21 protein-coding genes are annotated in these 16,301 nt (G+C 62.0%); 13 read left to right on the top strand and 8 right to left on the bottom strand.

Annotation, left to right across the window (positions count from 1 at the left end):
- Positions 1–86: 86 nt before the first annotated feature.
- The 3 genes from ACIQ17_RS00355 to ACIQ17_RS00345 all read left to right on the top strand — a co-directional run bounded on the left by ACIQ17_RS00355 (position 87) and on the right by ACIQ17_RS00345 (position 3,071).
- Positions 87–908, top strand: a complete 822-nt coding sequence (locus tag ACIQ17_RS00355) for an enoyl-CoA hydratase (protein WP_398464193.1) — start codon at positions 87–89, stop codon at positions 906–908.
- Between the two features lie 139 nt (positions 909–1,047).
- Entirely contained in the window at positions 1,048–1,641 is a 594-nt protein-coding gene (locus ACIQ17_RS00350; protein WP_398464191.1) for a CoA-binding protein, read from the top strand.
- A gap of 149 nt (positions 1,642–1,790) precedes the next feature.
- Positions 1,791–3,071, top strand: a complete 1,281-nt coding sequence (locus ACIQ17_RS00345; protein ID WP_398464189.1) for an O-acetylhomoserine aminocarboxypropyltransferase — start codon at positions 1,791–1,793, stop codon at positions 3,069–3,071.
- A gap of 107 nt (positions 3,072–3,178) precedes the next feature.
- On the opposite strand, the gene ACIQ17_RS00340 is transcribed toward ACIQ17_RS00345, so the two are convergent.
- Complete coding sequence (locus tag ACIQ17_RS00340; protein WP_398464187.1) at positions 3,179–4,255, bottom strand: COX15/CtaA family protein; 1,077 nt, start codon at positions 4,253–4,255, stop codon at positions 3,179–3,181.
- 129 nt (positions 4,256–4,384) lie between these two features.
- Here ACIQ17_RS00340 and ACIQ17_RS00335 point away from each other — a divergent pair, with 129 nt between their 5' ends.
- Positions 4,385–4,600 (top strand): DUF2842 domain-containing protein, encoded by a 216-nt coding sequence (locus tag ACIQ17_RS00335; RefSeq protein WP_398464185.1) that lies wholly within the window; start codon positions 4,385–4,387, stop codon positions 4,598–4,600.
- 3 nt (positions 4,601–4,603) lie between these two features.
- On the opposite strand, the gene ACIQ17_RS00330 is transcribed toward ACIQ17_RS00335, so the two are convergent.
- Positions 4,604–5,611, bottom strand: coding sequence for a polysaccharide deacetylase family protein (locus ACIQ17_RS00330; RefSeq protein WP_398464183.1), 1,008 nt, complete (start codon positions 5,609–5,611; stop codon positions 4,604–4,606).
- A 109-nt stretch (positions 5,612–5,720) separates the two neighbouring features.
- Between ACIQ17_RS00330 and ACIQ17_RS00325 the strand changes: the two genes are divergently transcribed.
- Positions 5,721–6,905, top strand: coding sequence for a GNAT family N-acetyltransferase (locus ACIQ17_RS00325; protein ID WP_398464181.1), 1,185 nt, complete (start codon positions 5,721–5,723; stop codon positions 6,903–6,905).
- A 106-nt stretch (positions 6,906–7,011) separates the two neighbouring features.
- Complete coding sequence (locus ACIQ17_RS00320) at positions 7,012–7,215, top strand: hypothetical protein (protein WP_398464179.1); 204 nt, start codon at positions 7,012–7,014, stop codon at positions 7,213–7,215.
- Between the two features lie 9 nt (positions 7,216–7,224).
- Here the strand turns inward: ACIQ17_RS00320 and ACIQ17_RS00315 are convergent, their stop codons facing one another.
- Genes ACIQ17_RS00315 through ACIQ17_RS00305 form a run of 3 tightly spaced genes read right to left on the bottom strand, consistent with a single transcriptional unit; the run spans position 7,225 to position 8,473 of the window.
- Positions 7,225–7,710 (bottom strand): plastocyanin/azurin family copper-binding protein, encoded by a 486-nt coding sequence (locus ACIQ17_RS00315; protein WP_398464177.1) that lies wholly within the window; start codon positions 7,708–7,710, stop codon positions 7,225–7,227.
- A gap of 58 nt (positions 7,711–7,768) precedes the next feature.
- A complete protein-coding gene (locus tag ACIQ17_RS00310) occupies positions 7,769–8,128 on the bottom strand; it encodes a hypothetical protein (RefSeq protein WP_398464230.1) in 360 nt (119 codons plus the stop codon).
- A 57-nt stretch (positions 8,129–8,185) separates the two neighbouring features.
- Positions 8,186–8,473 (bottom strand): hypothetical protein, encoded by a 288-nt coding sequence (locus tag ACIQ17_RS00305; protein WP_398464175.1) that lies wholly within the window; start codon positions 8,471–8,473, stop codon positions 8,186–8,188.
- 381 nt (positions 8,474–8,854) lie between these two features.
- On the opposite strand from ACIQ17_RS00305, the gene ACIQ17_RS00300 reads away from it, so the two are divergent.
- From ACIQ17_RS00300 to yghU, 4 genes are all read left to right on the top strand, one after another.
- Positions 8,855–9,829 (top strand): Bug family tripartite tricarboxylate transporter substrate binding protein, encoded by a 975-nt coding sequence (locus ACIQ17_RS00300; RefSeq protein WP_398464173.1) that lies wholly within the window; start codon positions 8,855–8,857, stop codon positions 9,827–9,829.
- Between the two features lie 98 nt (positions 9,830–9,927).
- Positions 9,928–10,326, top strand: a complete 399-nt coding sequence (locus ACIQ17_RS00295; protein WP_398464171.1) for a DUF1801 domain-containing protein — start codon at positions 9,928–9,930, stop codon at positions 10,324–10,326.
- 359 nt (positions 10,327–10,685) lie between these two features.
- On the top strand, positions 10,686–11,090 hold the full coding sequence (locus ACIQ17_RS00290) for a GFA family protein (protein WP_398464169.1): 405 nt from the start codon (positions 10,686–10,688) through the stop codon (positions 11,088–11,090).
- Between the two features lie 85 nt (positions 11,091–11,175).
- Entirely contained in the window at positions 11,176–12,057 is an 882-nt protein-coding gene (gene yghU / locus ACIQ17_RS00285; RefSeq protein WP_398464167.1) for a glutathione-dependent disulfide-bond oxidoreductase, read from the top strand.
- Positions 12,058–12,131: 74 nt separating this feature from the next.
- Here yghU and ACIQ17_RS00280 read toward each other — a convergent pair whose 3' ends face one another.
- Together ACIQ17_RS00280 and ACIQ17_RS00275 are read right to left on the bottom strand one after the other, a co-directional pair.
- Positions 12,132–12,359, bottom strand: a complete 228-nt coding sequence (locus ACIQ17_RS00280) for a hypothetical protein (RefSeq protein WP_398464165.1) — start codon at positions 12,357–12,359, stop codon at positions 12,132–12,134.
- Between the two features lie 85 nt (positions 12,360–12,444).
- Positions 12,445–12,867 carry a group III truncated hemoglobin gene (locus ACIQ17_RS00275; protein WP_398464163.1) on the bottom strand — a complete coding sequence of 141 codons (423 nt, stop codon included), beginning with the start codon at positions 12,865–12,867 and terminating at the stop codon, positions 12,445–12,447.
- A gap of 73 nt (positions 12,868–12,940) precedes the next feature.
- Here ACIQ17_RS00275 and ACIQ17_RS00270 point away from each other — a divergent pair, with 73 nt between their 5' ends.
- The 3 genes from ACIQ17_RS00270 to ACIQ17_RS00260 all read left to right on the top strand — a co-directional run bounded on the left by ACIQ17_RS00270 (position 12,941) and on the right by ACIQ17_RS00260 (position 15,440).
- Positions 12,941–13,990 (top strand): helix-turn-helix domain-containing protein, encoded by a 1,050-nt coding sequence (locus tag ACIQ17_RS00270; RefSeq protein WP_398464161.1) that lies wholly within the window; start codon positions 12,941–12,943, stop codon positions 13,988–13,990.
- A 124-nt stretch (positions 13,991–14,114) separates the two neighbouring features.
- A complete protein-coding gene (locus ACIQ17_RS00265) occupies positions 14,115–15,089 on the top strand; it encodes a Bug family tripartite tricarboxylate transporter substrate binding protein (RefSeq protein WP_398464159.1) in 975 nt (324 codons plus the stop codon).
- Positions 15,090–15,122: 33 nt separating this feature from the next.
- Positions 15,123–15,440: an NIPSNAP family protein gene (locus tag ACIQ17_RS00260; protein WP_398464157.1), complete on the top strand. Its 318-nt coding sequence runs from the start codon at positions 15,123–15,125 to the stop codon at positions 15,438–15,440.
- Between the two features lie 49 nt (positions 15,441–15,489).
- Here ACIQ17_RS00260 and ACIQ17_RS00255 read toward each other — a convergent pair whose 3' ends face one another.
- Complete coding sequence (locus ACIQ17_RS00255; RefSeq protein WP_398464155.1) at positions 15,490–16,284, bottom strand: class II aldolase/adducin family protein; 795 nt, start codon at positions 16,282–16,284, stop codon at positions 15,490–15,492.
- Between the last annotated feature and the right edge of the window lie 17 nt (positions 16,285–16,301).

Below are 16,301 nucleotides of genomic sequence, written 5' to 3'. Positions count from 1 at the left end.
GTCCCCGTCCCGTCGCTCCGTCTTTTCGCCGACACCGTCCTGTTACATTATGGTGACGAATAAGCCCAGCCGATGGAAGACAAGACATGGTTCAACCTGCCCGCGCGGAAACGGCGCACCCATCCATTCTCTTGCGTGAGCAGGTCGGCGATGTCGCCGTGCTCACGCTCAACCGTTCCGCGGCGCGCAACAGCCTGTCGGACGGATTGATTGCAGAGCTGCATGCGGCATTGGATGAGATAGCCGGCGACACGTCCGTCCGCGCCGTTGTGATCACCGCGAAGGGACCAGCCTTCTCTGCCGGCCATGACCTGAAGGAATTGACGGCCCGCCGCGCCGATGACGATCGCGGCCGCGCCTATTTCGGCCAGTTGATGAATGCCTGCAGCGCAATGATGCAGGCCGTGGTGCGATTGCCGAAACCGGTGGTCGCCGCCGTGCAGGGCATCGCGACGGCGGCTGGCTGCCAGTTGGTGGCCAGCTGCGATCTGGCCATCGCCTCTGAAGAAGCCCGCTTTGCCACTCCCGGCGTCGATATCGGCTTGTTCTGTTCGACGCCCATGGTCGCACTGTCGCGTAACGTCCCGCGCAAACAGGCGATGGAAATGCTGCTCACGGGCGAACCGATTTCGGCCGAGCGCGCAAGGGAGATCGGTCTCGTCAATCGCGTGGTGCCGGCCGGCACGGAGCGCGATGCGGCCATTGCGCTCGCCCAGCAGGTGGCGCGAAAATCCGCGCATACGATCAAGATCGGCAAGGAAGCGTTTTATCGCCAGGCCGATATGAATCTCGCCGATGCCTATCGTTTTGCAGCTGAGGTGATGACGGAGAATATGATGGCGCGCGACGCCGAGGAAGGCATTGGTGCGTTCATCGAGAAGCGCATGCCGACATGGGAAGATCGATAACGCTCCCCCTCATCCTGAGGAGCCGCGCAGCGGCGTCTCGAAGGATGACCACGGGCTCCGTTGCCTTGCATCTCATGGTTCGAGACGCGTGCGTTGCGCACTCCTCACCGTGAGTGACTGAGATGAAACTGGAAAGATAATGAACCACGACAATTACAGCGACGCCTATATCCGCGAAATCCTCAACACCGTCAAAACCGTCGCGATGATCGGCGCGTCGCCGCAGAATGTGCGGCCGAGCTACTTCGTGTTCAAGTATCTCAGTGAACGCGGCTACGACATGATTCCGATCAATCCGGGCCAGGTCGGCAAGAGCCTGCTCGGCAAGCCCTTCGTCAGATCGTTGGACGACATCGACCGCCCCATCGACATGATCGACATGTTTCGCGGCAGTGAGCATGCGATGCCGATCGTCGAAGCTGCGCTTGCCCTCAAGACACTGCCGAAGGTGATCTGGATGCAGCTCGGCGTGCGCAATGACGAAGCCGCAGCCAAGGCCGAGGCGGCCGGCATCAAGGTCGTCATGAACCGCTGCCCGAAGATCGAATATGGGCGGCTGTCGTCGGAGATCCAGTGGATGGGCGTCAATTCGCGCACCATCAGCGCCAAACGTGCGCCGATCCCCACCCAGGGCATGCGGCTGTCATTGAACCGCCAGAGCCTGGGTGGCGGCAGCACGACTGCGGCGGATCGCATCGCCCAGCTCGGCAAAGACAAGAACGACATCGTCTGATCGCAGGATGCAGCAGTTTATTTTTGCTGCAATCACCTGCTGCAGTGCGGCTGTTGCGAAGTCCGGGCAGGATGTCGCCTCACCTTGACGACGCCGCTGCGCCCGATCAGTTTGGCGCCAACCAAATCGACCTTTGATGGGGAGTGATGATGAACGACCGTATTCCAGGTTTCGGGACCCTCGCGGTGCATGCCGGCGCGCAGCCCGATCCGACCACCGGCGCCCGCGCGACGCCGATCTACCAGACCACCTCCTTCGTCTTCAACGACGCCGATCACGCGGCCTCGCTGTTCGGCCTGCAGTCCTTCGGCAATATCTATACGCGCATCACCAATCCAACGACCGCCGTGCTGGAAGAGCGCGTTGCCGCCCTTGAGGGAGGCACCGCTGCCCTCGCCGTGGCATCCGGCCATGCCGCGCAGCTTGTCGTCTTCCAGCAGTTGCTGCAGCCCGGTGACGAATTCATCGCCTCACGAAAACTCTATGGCGGCTCGATCAACCAGTTCAGCCATGCCTTCAAGAGCTTTGGCTGGAACGTGGTCTGGGCCGATCCCGATGACATCGCGTCGTTTGAACGGGCCGTGACGCCGAAGACCAAGGCGATCTTCATCGAGTCCATCGCCAATCCGGCCGGCTCGATCACCGATATCGAAGGCGTCGCCGCCGTTGCCCGCAAGGCCGGTGTACCGTTGATCGTCGACAACACGCTGGCCTCGCCCTATCTGATCCGCCCGATCGATCACGGCGCCGACATCGTCGTGCATTCGCTGACCAAATTTCTCGGCGGCCACGGCAACTCGCTCGGCGGCATCATCGTGGACGCCGGTACCTTCGACTGGTCGAAGGACGGCAAATATCCGGTGCTGTCGGAGCCGCGCCCGGAATATCACGGCATCAAGCTGCAGGAGACGTTTGGCAATTTCTCCTTTGCCATCGCCTGCCGCGTGCTCGGCTTGCGCGATCTCGGCCCGGCGCTGTCGCCATTCAATGCCTTTCTGATCCAGACCGGTATCGAGACGCTGCCGCTGCGCATGCAGAAGCATAGCGACAATGCCAAGGCGGTTGCCGAATGGCTGTCCACGCATCCGGGCGTGGCCGCGGTGAATTATGCGGGTTTGCCGAACGACAAGTATCATGCCCTTGCCCGCAAATATGCGCCGAAGGGCGCGGGTGCGGTGTTCACCTTCAGCCTGAAGGGCGGTTACGACGCGGGCGTCAGTCTGGTGTCGAACCTGAAACTGTTCTCGCATCTGGCCAATGTCGGCGACACCCGCTCGCTGGTCATCCACCCGGCTTCGACCACCCACAGCCAGCTCGACGACGACGCCAAGACGCGTTCGGGCGCCGGCCCGGACGTGGTCCGCCTGTCGGTGGGCATCGAAGACAAGGAAGATCTGATCGCAGATCTGGAGCAGGCGCTCAGCGCGTAAGCTCAGCATGTAGGGTGGGCAAAGGCGCTCTAGCGCCTTGCCCACCATCAAGTACACGGATGGTGAAGGTGGGCACGCTACGCTTTGCCCACCCTACATAACAACGATCACGCCGGACGCAGAACCGGCGCGGCCAGCGGCGCGTCGCGTACCTTCATCCGCTCCACCTGCAGGATCGCCAGCGTCAGCACGATGATCGCCACGCCCTGATGCGCGAGCGCGAGATCGATCGGGACCTGATGCAGCAGCGTCAGGATTCCGAGCATCGCCTGCACCGCAATCGTCGCGACCAGCCACAACGCACCATTCACGACTGACCGTTCCGCCCGTCCGAGCAGCGCATCGAGCGCATGCCAGATGGCGACGGCGAACAGCAGATAGGCCGTCATGCGGTGCTGGAACTGCACCGTCAGCGCGTTGTCGAACATATTGCGCCACCACGGATCCTCGAAGAACAGCCGTGACGCCGACGGGATGAAGGCGCCATCGATCTCCGGCCAGGTATTGAAGACGCGCCCGGCGCGGAGGCCTGCGACCAGTGCACCAAAATAGATCTGCAGAAAGGTGAGCCCGAGCAGAACCCAGCTCGTCACGCGCAGACGTGTCGATGCAAGCGCCGTGGTGCCGGCATTCATCCGCCGCAGCACCCACACGATCGCAGCAAAAATGATCAGCGCCAGCATCAGATGCACGGCAAGGCGATATTGCGACACCTCGACACGATGGGTCAGGCCCGAGGCCACCATCCACCAGCCGACAAAGCCCTGCAGGCCGCCCAGTGCGAAGATCACCCACAGCCGCGCCTTCAGTCCGGATGACAACACCCCGCGCCACAGGAAGAACAGGAACGGCAGCAGGAACACCATGCCGATGGTGCGACCGAGCAGCCGGTGGCTCCATTCCCACCAGAAGATGTTCTTGAATTCGGCGAGGCTCATGCCGTGATTGAGCTCACGATATTGCGGGATTTTCTTGTAGGCTTCGAAAGCCTCGTGCCAATGCGCTTCGGTCAGCGGCGGCAACGTGCCGGTGACAGGCTTCCATTCGACGATCGAGAGGCCGGATTCCGTCAGCCGCGTCGCGCCGCCGACCAGCACCATGGCGACGATCATCGCCGCGACCACCATCAGCCACCAGCGCACCGGGCGCAATTCCTTGTCGCGGATTTGGGAAATGGCGGCCATTGCAATCAATCTCGGCGCTTTCAGACAGCGCTTTACAAAACAGCGCTTTTAACGAATTTTCGCGCCCCTTATAGTCCGCCCGCCCCGCCCTGCAAAGTTGGGCACTTTGCCCACCCAGCCCCGGCTTTCATGAAGATCCGCACGCGAAAATTCCTTGGAACCATCCTGCTCCTGATCCTGGTGGTGGTGTGGTCGCTGCTCGGCATGGCGATGGCGCAGATGCCCTGGCTCGCTGCCTCGGGCTGGCGGCAGGCGATCTTCTATGTGGTGGCAGGCATCGGCTGGGTGCTTCCGGCCATGCCGATCGTCAGCTGGATGCAGAAGCCCGATCCGGAAGATGCGTGAGGCTTAAAGCGCTCCGCTCATCATCACGCGCAGAACCCGCAACGAGCTGCGCCGGCCATCCCATGCGAGCCGTGGCAGCATATGCAGGTCGGCACCAGCCGTCACCATGCCGGGCACCGACGTCACCGCACTCGTCAATCCCTGCTCCGCCACCATCGCGACGTCGCGCGCGCCGAAGGCGGCCCTGTCGCCGAACGGAAAGGCAAAATGCCGCGGCCGCACCGGGAGCGCTGCCTCGGCGACCGCCTGCCCTTGTGTAATCTCCCGCTTGGCCGCTGCATCGTCGAGGTTGGCGAGGATCGGATAGTTCAACGTGCTGCTGCCGACCGTCGCCAGCGGATCATCGGCGAAAGTCGCCACGTCGTCCCATGTCATCGCGGTCTTGCGCGACAGTGCGGCGAGATCGATGCCGTAGCGCGCACAGAGATCATCGATCGCAAGAGCGAGCTGCTGCGGCGGCAAGCTGCGCAACCAGCCATGCAGATAGTGATATGCGTGATATTTATCGGCCGTGCTCACCGTCTCGAAATAGCGTCTCCGGTCATCAATGACTGTGTTGATGCGATCCTGCGTCGCGATTACCTGCTCGAGCGCGAGCCACCACATCCGCCCCAGCCCGTCGGGAAACGCACTCGGCAGATACAGAGTGAACGGCACCTGATGACCTGACAGCAGCGGCCAGGCATAGTCGACGAAATCGCGGGTGCCGCCATCGAAGCTCAACACGACAAAACGGCGACCGCCGTGCGGCGCTTGCACCCGGCGACAGGCCTCGTCCATGGACACGATGTCGAATGGCCAGTGTTTCAGTTTGATGATCACCCGGTGCAGGAATTGCGGCGTGACCTCGCTGGCCTTGAGCGGCTGGAACGCGGCATGCCGCGCAGGCCGCACCCGCTCGAATTTCAGGATGATACCCGCGCCGCCCTGCATGGGTTCCAGCAGACGCCAGAGGCCGCTGGCATAGGCTATTTCCAGCTTCAGCGCCGCCCAATCCGTTCCCAACGACACTGCCATCCCCGCCGCGGCATCATCGCCGCTCCGCCATAGTCCTTACCGTTTGTTGAGATTTCTTTGCAAAACTCCGCCCCAAACGGAAAAATCCCGACAGGGCATCGCAATGACCATGGCTGCGGCAATGGATAAACCAATCGCGGCACATCCCGGCGCGCCCCGCATCGCACGCGTCGATATTCTGCGCGATTTCGCTGATGCCGAACCCGTGTGGCGGCAGTTCGAAACATCCGCACATCTGGCAACGCCCTATCAGCGCTTCGACTTCCTCTCCGCCTGGCAGGCCCATGCCGGCAACGCGGAAGGCGCGCAGCCGTTGATCGTGGCCGCCTATGATGCCAGTCAGGAGCCGGTCCTGTTGATGCCGCTCGTCGTCAGCCGAGAGAACGGCATGCGAGTGGCGAGCTTCCCCGGCGGCAAGCATGTGACGTTCAACATGCCGCTGTGGCGCCGGGATTTCGCAGAGACCGCGACCCGCGCCGACATGGACGCTCTGCTCAAGGGCATTCAGGCAAGCAATGACAGGATCGACGTCCTGGCCTTGCTGCAGCAGCCACAGGCGTGGCGCGGCATTGCCAATCCGATGGCGCTGCTGCCGCATCAGCCCTCCGCCAACGAATGCCCGGTGCTCAACATGACACCGGACACGGCACCGACCGACCGCGTCTCCAGCTCAATGCGCAAGCGGCTGAAGACCAAGGAAGCCAAATACAAGGGCCTGCCCGGTTACCGCTATCTGCATGCGGCGACGCCTGCAGACGCGACGCGCGTGCTCGACATGTTCTTTGCCGTGAAGCCGCTACGGATGGCGGAACAGGGCCTGCCCGATGTCTTTGCCGAACCCGGGATCGAGGGCTTTCTGCGCCAGGCCTGTGCGGCCCCACGCGCCGGCGGCTACGCTATCGATGTCCACGCCCTCGTCTGCGACGAGGAGGTGATCGCCATGTATGCCGGCGTCACCGACGAGCAACGCTTCTCGATGATGTTCAACACCTACACCATGTCGGCGAATGCGAAATACAGCCCCGGCCTGATCCTGATGCGGAGCATCGTCGATTATTACGCCGACCAGGGCATCCGCTCGCTCGATCTCGGCATCGGCGAAGGCGACTACAAACGGATGTTCTGCAAGGACGACGAGGCGATCTTCGACAGCTATATCCCGCTCACGACCCGCGGTCGCCTCGGCGCGCTCGGCCTGTCGTCGGTGGCCCACGCCAAGCGGATGGTGAAGCAATCGCCGGCACTTCTGCAGATGGCACAGAAGCTCCGGAGCGCCTTTCAGCGCTAACCGCCAGCCAGCCCGCTCCCATCCATCAACTATTTTTTCAGATATTTCACAAAGCGTCGGAACCATCCGGCTTCGGCAGGATTGAGAGCGATCACAGGAGGCACCCATGCAGCGCCCCGATCCCTCGCCCGACCGTTCCAGTGCCATCGCCTTCGTTGCCTTTGCCGCGGCAGCCACGGTCTGGATCGGCGTGATGGCCATCCAGCCAAGGCCGGAAAGCCTTCAGGCCTCCGTCATCGTCATGTCCAAGGACATCGCCATGACCATGCCGCGGGCGCCCTGGGCGGAACTGGCGGATCTCTCGCGCTAAACACGCGCCTTACTTCACGACGATGGTTCCCGTCATCCCGGCCTCGCGATGGCCAGGGATGAGGCACGCATATTCGAATTCGCCGGCCTTGGTGAACTTCCAGAGAATATCGCTGGCCTTCTTGGGATCGAGCATCTTCGCATTCGGATCGTCATGCTTCATCGACCCGGCCTTCATGGCTTCGGCGTGAGCGAGGTTCTCGTCCGTGGTCGCCAGCACGAATTCATGCTCGAGCTCACCGGCGTTGCGCAGCACAAATTTGACCTGCTCGCCTTTGCGCACTTCCAACCTGCTCGGAACGAAAAGCATTTTCCCGCCGGCCTCGGTCATTGCCACGTTCACGAGCCGCGCCGGACGCTTCGCATCGCCGGGCTCGCCGGCCGCAAATTTGGCTGCACCACCGTGATGGCCGTGGTGACCGGCATCAGCGAAAGCAGGCGGGGTCGCCGTTATCAGAAGCGTCGCCGCGATCATGGCGCCGAAGATTGTCTGCATGGCCGGTCCTGCTCTATCATCCCACCCAATCTGGGGCGCCTCTTTGAAATCGTCTGATTTAGCCACAGGTCCAGATCGGCCCGATCGGGGTGCGCGTGTAGCACGGACCAAAGCTGCCGCCGTTATACTGGCCGCCATTGAAGCCGGGCCGCCCGGGATAGCGCCACTGCCCTTCCCACCAATTGTAATATTGCGGCGTCTTGTCGATGTACCATTGGCGCTGATCGCGCTTCGCCATCTTCAGATCCGCCTTCTTCTGCATGAACAGAGGCACGCTGTTGTTCAGGGGCTGGCGATAGCCTGGCAGGAAGCCGTAGCCCTGCCAGCCTTTGGCGTTCTTCTTTGCGGGCGCCGCCATCGCATCGGCGGACAGCAACGACATGACAACAGCGAGTGAGAGGCAAATCAGGCGCGACATAGCCGGATCATAGACGCGGACCTGTGCGAACGCCACTGACACCTCGCCGCGGCCCGCTCAGCTTTCCACACGCCGCATTCGCGCACAAAGCTCGGCCGTATGATCCATCACCGGCACCACCGCGGGTGTGTCCGGGGCGGTCTCGCCTGGTGACTGCCCCGTCCGTGTCAGAGTGGCCAGCGACGCCATCACTGCGGGCGCTGCCACGCGTGCGACCTGTGCGACACCCGCCATCATGTCAAACCGTGGATGGCTGACCACCATCTCCACCACCAGGGCGAAACCGGCCAGCCCCAATGTGCGCTTGCGTGACTTGATGGACAATTTGCGAAACTTCATCCCCATGACGGGCTCACCAGGCTCGAGGGCTACGCGCCAGACTCAGCGCGCATCGACGGGTCGTCCCCTCCCAACATAACCGTGACTGTGGCAATACGTTTCGCATCTGCGAACAATACTGATCGCAAGTGATCACGTTGCGCTGAGGCGCGCGTGAATGAGATTGCGCGCAAAATTCCGCGCCGTGGCAACTAGGACAACCCGCAGCGGCCTTTCGTCTAGTTTCCCGCATGGTTCGGCGTGTATTAGCTTACCCTTGGGAATCCGGGCGTTCGCGCGTCTCGGGCGGGCCGACAACGATAAGAATGTGACACGTTGCGATTTCGGGATCGGCGCTGCGGCGCTCCCCGCCGTCTCGGAGATCGCACCGGATATCGAGGAAATGCAATGACACGAGGTTTCGCTCGCGCGCTCGGCGCAGTCGCCATCCTGCTGGCCGGCGCCGGCAGCGCCCAGGCGCAGAACTGGCCCAACAAGCCGATCCGCATGGTCGTGCCCTACACTGCTGGCGGCTATACCGACCTGATGGCCCGTCTTGTCTCCGAGAAAATGTCGACCGCACTGGGCCAGACAATCGTGATCGAGAACAAGCCGGGCGCCAATGCGGTGATCGGCACCGATGCCGTCGCCAAGGCTGCTCCCGATGGCTACACCTTCGGCACCGTGATCGCCGCGCATTCGGTGAACCCTTCGCTCAATCCGAAGCTGCCCTATGACACGATGAAGGACTTCACCTATGTGTCCCTCACCTCAGTGGCACCGCTGATCCTGATCGCGACGCCGTCTCTGCCGGCCAAGGACATGAAGGAATTGATCGCGCTCGCGAAATCGAAGCCCGGACAGCTGAACTTCGCATCCAGCGGCATTGGCTCCGCCGCACATCTCACCATGGAAATGCTGAAGAGCCGCGAAGGCCTCAATCTGCAGCACATCCCGTACAAGGGCACGGCTGGTGCGCTGCAGGATACGGTCGGTGGCCAGATCAACGTGATGTTCGACGTCATCGGCCCACTGATGTCGCAGGTGAAGTCCGGCAACGCCAAGGCGCTCGCCGTGGCTGCGAATGCCCGTGTGCCCGCCGCCGGCGACGTGCCGACCATGGCGGAGGCCGGTGTGGCGGATTTCACCTCCGGTACCTGGTCGGGCATCATCGCGCCGGCAGGCACGCCGCAGGAGATCGTCGATCGCGTCGCGGCCGAAGCCAAGAAGGCCCTCGCCGATCCCGAGCTGCGCAAGAAGCTCGACGATCAGGGCATCGTGCCAATGGGCACGTCGCCGGAGGAGTTCAAGACCTTCGTCACCGGCGAAATTGCGCGATGGAAGAAGGTGATCACCGACGCGGACATCAAGGTCCAGCAGTAAGATCGATCAATCGCGCGTCCGTGATCGGACGCGCGATTGCTTACCGAGCAGACAGGTGTACTGCAGGAAACAGCAATTGGCACGACAATTTCAGCTCTATGAGCGACATGACTAAAACCACCAGCGCCTCGCCGTCCAGCCTGATCGATGCACGCATCGAGGAGCTAGGCGACTGGCGTGGCGCGACGCTCGCGCATGTCCGCGCATTGATCAAGGCGGCGGTGCCTGACGTCACCGAGGAATGGAAATGGCGCGGGGTGCCAGTCTGGGAGCACAACGGAATCATCTGCACGGGCGAAAGCTATAAAAACGCGATAAAGCTCACTTTTGCCAAAGGCGCAGCACTCGACGATCCCGCGGGCCTGTTCAATGCCAGCCTCGACGGCAATGTCCGCCGCGCCATCGATCTCCATGACGGCGATCCGATCGACGAAATGGCTTTCACGGCGCTGGTACGAGCAGCTGCCGCGTTGAACACAACGAAGAAGCGGAAGTAGCCAAACGCGCAAGCTGCACATAACGCGCTACCATCATAGAATTATTCCATGTGGATGAGTGCGCCGCGGCAAGGGTTCCTTGTCGCCTGCAGCCATCTGGCATCTCACAATCCCTGCATTTCCAAGAGTGATTTGCAGGTCTGACATGCGATTGATCGGTGCAGTTCTGGTCGCTTTCCTCTGCCTCTATTTCATCGACCATCACTTTGCCAACGGCCGCTACACCAGCGTGGCCACGTCCATGGTGAAGCGGATTTTCTGACGCGTGTAGCCATTGTCTGAGCAATTTGCCGCATGGCGCGGCGTTGGTTGTCGCGCGCTGCAACTGTTAGCTTGCGGGAAATGAGCGAGGTATCGCGATGAACATTTCCTGCCTGTGTAACGCCGTGCAAATCCGGATTTCCGCCGAACCTATTGCGCAATTCTGGTGTCACTGTGCCGACTGCCAGAGCGTGCACGGCGCGGCCTATGTGGCCGAGTCGATCTATCCCGCAACAGGAGTTGAGATCGTCTCGGGCGAGACCACGAGATTCGCGCTAAAACGCACCCCGCGGATCAGCTGCGCCAGATGCAGCACGCGCCTCCTGGTCGAGCTCCCGGAAATCGAGATGCGGGCCGTCAACGGCTATCTCCTCAAGGACCTGTTCAAACCGGCCCTGCACATCCATTGCAGTGAAGCCGCAGCGCCGGTGAAAGATGGCCTGCCTCATTTCGCCACCAAGCCAGCAGCATTTGGTGGCGATGACAGGATGGTGGATTGGTAGCCCAAAAAGCCCACGGCCGCCACTTGCATGCAATTGCATCCATCCTTAGGTGTTCCGGACCATTCACCTGCTCCGGAGCAGCCCGATGACCGATGCCCCCTACACACCCCCGAAAGTCTGGACCTGGAACAAGGAGAATGGCGGCGCTTTCGCCTCGACCAACCGGCCGACAGCGGGTGCCACGCATGAGAAGGAGCTGCCTGTCGGCAAGCATCCCTTCCAGCTCTATTCGCTGGCCACGCCGAACGGGCAGAAGGTCACGATCATGTTCGAGGAGCTGCTGGCCGCCGGCCACAAGGGCGCGGAATATGATGCCTGGCTGATCAAGATCGACGGCAACCAGTTCGGCTCGGGCTTCGTCGACGTCAATCCGAATTCCAAGATTCCTGCCTTGATGGATCGCAGCGGCAGCAAGCCGTTTCGCGTGTTCGAATCCGGTGCCATCCTGATGCATCTCGCCGAGAAATTCGGCGCCTTTCTCCCAAAAGACGGCCCAGAGCGTGCAGAAACCCTATCCTGGCTGTTCTGGCAGATGGGCAGCGCGCCCTTCCTCGGCGGCGGCTTCGGTCACTTCTACACCTACGCGCCCTTCAAGATCGAATACGCCATCGACCGTTATGCCATGGAGACCAAGCGCCAGCTCGACGTGCTCGATCGCCAGTTGGCCAAGACCGAATTCATCGCAGGCCAGGACTACAGCATCGCTGACATGGCGATCTTCCCCTGGTATGGCGCCCTTGCCGAAGGCGTCATCTATAACGATGCCGGCACATTCCTCGACGTCGCCAGCTACAAGAACCTGCAGCGCTGGGTCAAAGCCGTTGGTGATCGCCCCGCGGTCAAGCGTGGTCGCATGGTCAATCGCACGTCCGGCGATCCAGCCCGTCAGCTTCACGAGCGTCATGACGCCAGCGATTTCGAGACGAAAACACAGGATAAAATCGAGGCGCAGGCTGGCAAGGCCTGATCGACCGAGACAAGAAAAAGCCCCGCACCAGCGGGGCTTTTTGGTCTGATGTAACGGGCTGTGCGCTCGCGCGCTCAGCCTTTCATGCACTTGTCGATGGAGCTTTTCTTGGCAGCCCCGGAGAGCGGCTTGCCTTCGGCACTCTTGGCATTATCCGTGCAGCACTTCTTCATGTGGCTCGTCTTGGCGGCGCCGGCGAGCGGCTTGCCATCGGCCGACATGGCGGTGCAGGCGGCCCCCTGCGCCAGAGCGGGCGCGGCGGCAAACATGCTCAAGAGGACGAGAACAGACAGGCGTTTCATGGACCGACTCCCAGTTTGTTGGAATCGCAGCCTAGCGTAACGGCACGACGCCGCAATGGCAGCAACGCGCACCGATATACCGTTTTTAGACGCTGTGGCGTGGCTTTGCGATCTCGCCGCGCGTGGTCGCGACGCCCATCTCAAAGCTGTCGGCGATACGGCGGGCACGCAGGTTGATGGCGTCGGCGACATCCGTGTCGAAGATCTCGCGCACCGTCGGCTCGAACAGCAACAGCCAGCGGTCGAAATGCGCCCCGGTCAGCGGCAGCATCAGATGCGGGCGCATTGGCCGGCCGTTGTAGCGACCGGTCTTCAGCATCATCGACGACCAGAAATCGGTGAGTTGGGACAGGTGGTGGTCCCAGTCGGCCACCGCCGCCTTGAAGATGGGGCCAAGCAGATCGTCTTCCCGGGCGCGGCCATAAAAGGTCTGCACCAGGAGTGCGATATTCGCCTCGTTCAGGGATGGCTGAAAGCTGGTGAAGCCGATTGCCGAGGGCTGCGTCATGCGCCTGATGTAGGCGACGGCGGCTGCCGCGGCAACTGCTCTTTCCCGCGGAGTTGATCCAACGCAAACTCGGTTGCGACCATCCGCCATCTGCGCCCGTTCCATCGGATCCCGGTATTCTCCGGCTTTTTGCTATAGGATGACGCCAAAAAAACGGGACCCGAAATTGCAAGGACGCCTTCACTTGCCCGAAGCTCTCTTCTCCGGCCGCTCCGGCGAGTTTCCAACCTTTGAAACCTCGGATTTCGCGGGCGAAGGTTCATTCTACTTCGATCTTGTCCGACTGGAGGACCGCGACGACATCCCGCGCGGCTTCCTGCACCGGCACAACTACTACCATCTGCTCTGGATGACCCGCGCCAGCGGCACGCATACGCTCGACTTCGCGCATTTCGACGTGCGCGACCACGCGGTGTTCTTTCTCTCGCCGGGTCAGGTCCATGCATGGACGTCGTCGGTCAAGCCTCATGGCTACGTGCTGAACTTCAGCACAGACTTCTTCGCCCGGATGTTTCCGCGCGCCGACGATGTCGCGAAACTCCCGTTCTTCCAACCCGCGCGCGGCAACAGCGCACTCTATCTCACGCAGGCCCAGCATGACGGCATGCTGCCGCTGCTCCGCGAGATGGAAAGCGAGTCCCGCGATCGCCGGCCGGGCTTCCCCGATGTGGTGCGATCCTGCCTGCTGATCCTGCTCACGCGCCTCCGCCGTCTGTGCCCCGACAACGAGCCCGCTGGTGGCATAGGCTTGCACCAGGCGCTCGCGCGCCGTTTCACGATGCTGGTGGAAACACACTACCTGCGCTTCGAAACCATCGGCCAATATGCCGAGGCGCTTTGCGTGAGCGAGCGTCAGCTCAATGACGCGGTCAAGCGAACTTTGGCGCGCACAGCCGGCCAAGTGGTGCAGGAACGCGTGCTGCTCGAGGCCAAGCGCTGGCTGAGCAATACCGAGACGGGTATCGCCGAGATCGCGTTCCGCCTCAATATCGAGGACCCCGCCTATTTTGCGCGCTTCTTCAAGAAGCAGACCGGCGTCACGCCGGGTGACTTCCGAAGGAAGCATTGCCGTCCGCTGGACTGGCACGCGGAAAAGTCCAACACAACGTCTGATCCGTCCTAGCGCCGCCGCCGCACGGCTGCATACAGTGTTCCGCATGGACGCCTGACCGGGCGTTGCCGTCGCCACTTTGCGCGTTCGCATGCGCATGTCGACAGAACATAAAAACAAAAGGCCGAGGAAACGAATGTACAAGGCAATCACTCCGTTGCGGGGCCTCGTCGTGGCCGCAACACTGGTCCTCACCTCCGTCAGCGCGCTGGCCGACTACCCGGATCGTCCCATGCGCGTGATCGTGCCGTTCGCCGCCGGTGGCGCCACCGACGTAATCGCGCGCACCGTGGCGCAAGCGATGTCGGTCCGGCTCGGCCAGTCGATCGTGGTGGAAAACAAGGCCGGCGCCAACGGCAATATCGGCGGTGCGGCCGCTGCGCGCTCGGAACCCGATGGCTACACCCTGCTGATGGCCACTTCGAGCCACGCAATCAACGCATCGCTCTACAAGAACCTGAGCTACAGCCTGACGCGCGATTTCGTGGCCTTGTCGAATCTGGCATCGGTGCCGCTGCTGTTGGTGGTGCACCCGTCGGTGCCGGTCAATTCGGTGAGCGAGCTGGCCGCTTACGCCAAGGCCAATGCAGAGCGCATCAACTATGCGTCGGGCGGCGTCGGCACTGCGTCCCATCTGTCCGGCGAACAGTTCAGCACACTCGCGGGCGCGAAGATCACGCACGTCGCCTACAAGGGCGGCGCGCAGGCGCTCAATGACATGATCGGCGGCCAGGTGCAGATCATGTTCGCCAACCTCCCCGAAGTTCTCTCTCTGGTGCAGGGCGGCAAGCTCAAGGCGCTCGCGGTGACCGGCAGCACGCGCCATGCCGCCTTACCCGACGTGCCCGCTTTCTCAGAGACGCCGTATCCCGGCATGAACCTCCGCTCGTGGTTCGGCCTGTTCGTACCGGCCGGCACGCCACCTGCTATCGTCGAGAAGCTTTCGCAGACCATCGTTCAGAGCGTGGCCGACCCTGCTGTCCAGGAGAAGCTCAAAGGGCTCGGCGCCGACCCTGTCGGCGACAATCACGCGGCATTCCAGAAATACGTGAATGACGAGGTGGCGCGCTGGGCCGTGCTCGTCAAACAATCCGGCGCCACCGCCGAATGACCCCGTTGATCTGCCACCGCTCGAGGAAACCCCATGCTGCTTGACGTCCGCACCTATACCTGCCGCCCCGGCACCATCAAGAAACACCTGGCGCTGTATGCCGAGCACGGCTTCGCGATCCAGAGCCGCCATCTCGGCAAGCCGCTCGCCTACGCGCAAATCGAGACCGGCAATGTCAACAGCTACATGCACATCTGGGTCTATGACAGCGCCGCCGATCGCGAGGCCAAGCGACAGGCGCTGCAGAAGGATCCGGAATGGGCAGGCTACCTGAAGATCAGTGCCGAGGCTGCCTATCTCGTCAGCCAGGAAAACCAGCTGATGACCCCAGTCTCGTTCTTCAAGCCTTAAACGGATCTGCAGTCGCGGCATCTAAAATGCCGCGACCGCCATTACAAATTTAGTTGCGATAGGACGGGTCGGCCCGATCCAGCTTGCGCAGCAGCGCCGGCCAGGCGAGCTCGCCGCTGAGGCCGGGAACATTGTCGCGCGGCTTCATGCGGTCATAGGTGTCCTGCAGCACGTGCTGCGGCGGCGTTACCAGCTTGGTGTTGCAAGACAAGGCCGCCACCTGCACCTCGCAGGCCCGCTCCATCCGGAACAGCACGTTGAAGGCAGATGCGATGGTCTTGCCGACCACCAGCAGGCCGTGATTGCGCAACACCATTGCCTCGTGATCCCCAAGATGGGCGATCAGGCGCTCACGCTCCTCGGGATTGTCCGCGATGCCTTCGAAGTCATGATAGGCGACATGGAGGAACCGCATGCAGGTCTGCGCCACCGGGAGCAATCCGCATTCCATCGCCGAGACGGCCATGCCGGCAACCGTATGCGTATGAGCGACGCAATCGACATCGTGGCGCGCCATATGGATGGCGCTGTGAATCACGAAGCCTGCGGCATTCACGCTGTAGTCGGAGGCATTGAAAATCGTGTTGCCGTCGAGGTCGATCTTCACCAGGCTCGATGCGTCGATCTCCTCATAGAGCATGCCATAGGGATTGATCAGGAACTGATCTTCCGTTCCCGGCACGCGGCAGGAGATGTGGTTGGCGATCATCTCGGTCATGCCGTACATCGCCGTGAGACGATAGCAGGCGGCGAGATTGACGCGGGACTGCCACTCCTCCGGGCTCACCTGCTCCTGAACGGAGCGGACGACCTTGACGGCGGGTGCGCTGACGGCTGCATTCATTGGTGTTCTCCTCTCTC

Origin of the sequence: Tardiphaga sp., assembly GCF_044340795.1 — a bacterium.
GTDB lineage: Bacteria > Pseudomonadota > Alphaproteobacteria > Rhizobiales > Xanthobacteraceae > Tardiphaga.
Note: the sequence above shows the minus strand (reverse complement) of the source record. Positions and strands in the feature narration are given on the sequence as shown.

Coding starts and splice junctions, on each gene's coding strand:
- ACIQ17_RS00345 (WP_398464189.1), top strand. CDS start 1,791: ATGAACGACCGTATTCCAGGTTTCGGGACCCTCGCGGTGCATGCCGGC.
- ACIQ17_RS00260 (WP_398464157.1), top strand. CDS start 15,123: ATGCTGCTTGACGTCCGCACCTATACCTGCCGCCCCGGCACCATCAAG.
- yghU (WP_398464167.1), top strand. CDS start 11,176: ATGACCGATGCCCCCTACACACCCCCGAAAGTCTGGACCTGGAACAAG.
- ACIQ17_RS00310 (WP_398464230.1), bottom strand. CDS start 8,128: ATGTCGCGCCTGATTTGCCTCTCACTCGCTGTTGTCATGTCGTTGCTG.
- ACIQ17_RS00305 (WP_398464175.1), bottom strand. CDS start 8,473: ATGGGGATGAAGTTTCGCAAATTGTCCATCAAGTCACGCAAGCGCACA.
- ACIQ17_RS00295 (WP_398464171.1), top strand. CDS start 9,928: ATGAGCGACATGACTAAAACCACCAGCGCCTCGCCGTCCAGCCTGATC.
- ACIQ17_RS00300 (WP_398464173.1), top strand. CDS start 8,855: ATGACACGAGGTTTCGCTCGCGCGCTCGGCGCAGTCGCCATCCTGCTG.
- ACIQ17_RS00255 (WP_398464155.1), bottom strand. CDS start 16,284: ATGAATGCAGCCGTCAGCGCACCCGCCGTCAAGGTCGTCCGCTCCGTT.
- ACIQ17_RS00315 (WP_398464177.1), bottom strand. CDS start 7,710: ATGCAGACAATCTTCGGCGCCATGATCGCGGCGACGCTTCTGATAACG.
- ACIQ17_RS00265 (WP_398464159.1), top strand. CDS start 14,115: ATGTACAAGGCAATCACTCCGTTGCGGGGCCTCGTCGTGGCCGCAACA.
- ACIQ17_RS00350 (WP_398464191.1), top strand. CDS start 1,048: ATGAACCACGACAATTACAGCGACGCCTATATCCGCGAAATCCTCAAC.
- ACIQ17_RS00340 (WP_398464187.1), bottom strand. CDS start 4,255: ATGGCCGCCATTTCCCAAATCCGCGACAAGGAATTGCGCCCGGTGCGC.
- ACIQ17_RS00355 (WP_398464193.1), top strand. CDS start 87: ATGGTTCAACCTGCCCGCGCGGAAACGGCGCACCCATCCATTCTCTTG.
- ACIQ17_RS00275 (WP_398464163.1), bottom strand. CDS start 12,867: ATGACGCAGCCCTCGGCAATCGGCTTCACCAGCTTTCAGCCATCCCTG.
- ACIQ17_RS00335 (WP_398464185.1), top strand. CDS start 4,385: ATGAAGATCCGCACGCGAAAATTCCTTGGAACCATCCTGCTCCTGATC.
- ACIQ17_RS00280 (WP_398464165.1), bottom strand. CDS start 12,359: ATGAAACGCCTGTCTGTTCTCGTCCTCTTGAGCATGTTTGCCGCCGCG.
- ACIQ17_RS00325 (WP_398464181.1), top strand. CDS start 5,721: ATGACCATGGCTGCGGCAATGGATAAACCAATCGCGGCACATCCCGGC.
- ACIQ17_RS00290 (WP_398464169.1), top strand. CDS start 10,686: ATGAACATTTCCTGCCTGTGTAACGCCGTGCAAATCCGGATTTCCGCC.
- ACIQ17_RS00320 (WP_398464179.1), top strand. CDS start 7,012: ATGCAGCGCCCCGATCCCTCGCCCGACCGTTCCAGTGCCATCGCCTTC.